At 67.4% G+C, this 1806-nt stretch carries 1 protein-coding gene; it reads left to right on the top strand.

The window, feature by feature from the left end:
• Positions 1-312: 312 nt before the first annotated feature.
• The coding region (locus ABNT58_RS23715; RefSeq protein WP_348755864.1) for an indolepyruvate ferredoxin oxidoreductase subunit alpha at positions 313-1806 on the top strand (1494 nt) is incomplete at its 3' end.

The raw sequence follows: 1806 nt of genomic DNA, 5'->3' as shown, positions 1-1806 counted from the left end.
CAAAGCGCTAAAGCACTTTAGAACTAAAACGTGCACCCGGCGCCGGTGATTTCCCTAGCCGGCTGCGCCGCCACGGTGCATGCGCACCGTCAAAGCGCGTCCAAAAACATGCACAACTGAAGCAGTTTTCTGCAGGCAGACCGCCTCTTCGGCGGGCCCCGCCGCGGCCCGCTGTCCACTTCCTGCAAGGCCTGTCCACATCCTGCAGGCATCGTGTTTCCATGACTCTTCATTGATTGACCTCTAAACGATCAGCGCAGACAGTGGCTGCAACGGCACGACGGGTGTGCCGACCCACCGGAGGTACTGGCGATGGCCGAGCGCTCATTCGTCGAAGAGGTCAAGAAGCTGCGCCTGGGCGCAGGCGAGGTGTTCAGCGGCGAGGGCATCCTGGCCGTGACCAAGGCCCTGCTCGAATCGGGCGTGGCCTATGTGGCGGGCTACCAGGGCGCGCCGATTTCACACCTGATGGACGTGCTGGCCGACGCCCAGGACATCCTGGCCGACCACGGCATCCGCTTCGAGAACAGCGCCAGCGAAGCCACCGCCGCCGCCACGCTGGCCGCGTCGGTCAACTATCCGCTGCGCGGCGCGGTGACCTTCAAGGCCACGGTGGGCACCAACGTGGCCTCGGACGCGCTGGCCAACCTGGCATCGGGCGGCGTGCTGGGCGGCGCGCTCATCATCGTGGGCGAGGACTACGGCGAGGGCTCTTCCATCATGCAGGAGCGCAGCCACGCGTTTGCGATGAAGTCGCAGATGTGGCTGCTGGACCCGCGGCCCAACCTGCCCTGCATCGTGCAGGCGGTGAAAGACGGCTTCGACCTGTCGGAAGCCAGCAGCACGCCGGTGATGCTGCAGCTGCGCATCCGCGCCTGCCATGTGCACGGCCAGTTCGTGGCCAGCGACAACCGCAAGTCGGCCTTCACGCTGCAGCAGGCGCTGGCCGCGCCGCAGCGCGACGTCAACCGCATCGTGCTGCCGCCCGCCAGCTTTCTGCACGAGAAGGAGAAGGTGGAGCAGCGCTGGCCGGCGGCGGTGCGCTTCATCCAGGAGCGCCAGCTCAACGAGTTTTTTGCCGAAGATGCCGACGACGTGGGCGTGGTGGTGCAGGGCGGCACCTACAACACGCTGATCCGCGCGCTCAACCACCTGGGCCTGGCCGACGTGTACGGCGAAAGCCGGCTGCCGCTGTACGTGATGAACGTGGCCTACCCGCTGGTGGACGCAGAGTTCGAGCGCTTCTGCCAGGGCAAGCGGGCCATCCTGGTGCTGGAAGAAGGCCAGCCCAACTTCGTCGAGCAGAACGTGGCCGACATCCTGCGCCGGCTGGGCAGCGCCACCACGCTGCACGGCAAGGACCTGCTGCCCCTGGCCGGTGAATACAACACCGCCACGCTGCTCAAGGGCCTGACCGCCTTCCTGCAGCAGTACGGCAAGCTGGCGCCCGAGCCCCAGGCGCGCAAGATGATTCCGCTGGTGGCCGCGCCGGCTGCCACCAGCGCCGAGCTGGCCGCCAACGTGCACGCCCGTCCGCCGGGTTTTTGCACCGGCTGCCCCGAGCGGCCCATCTTCACCGCGATGAAGCTGGTGGAGCGTGAGCTGGGTCCGCACCACGTCACGGCCGACATCGGCTGCCACCTGTTCTCCATCCTGCCGCCGTTCAACATCGGCGCCACCACCATGGGCTACGGCCTGGGCGCGGCCAGCGCGGCGGCCTTCAATGTGCCGGGCGGCCGGCGCGCCATCTCGGTGATGGGCGACGGCGGCTTCTGGCACAACGGCCTGACCAGCGGCATCGCCAAT

Origin of the sequence: uncultured Aquincola sp. (assembly GCF_964001545.1) — a bacterium.
Taxonomy (GTDB): domain Bacteria; phylum Pseudomonadota; class Gammaproteobacteria; order Burkholderiales; family Burkholderiaceae_C; genus Aquincola.
Note: the sequence above shows the minus strand (reverse complement) of the source record. Positions and strands in the feature narration are given on the sequence as shown.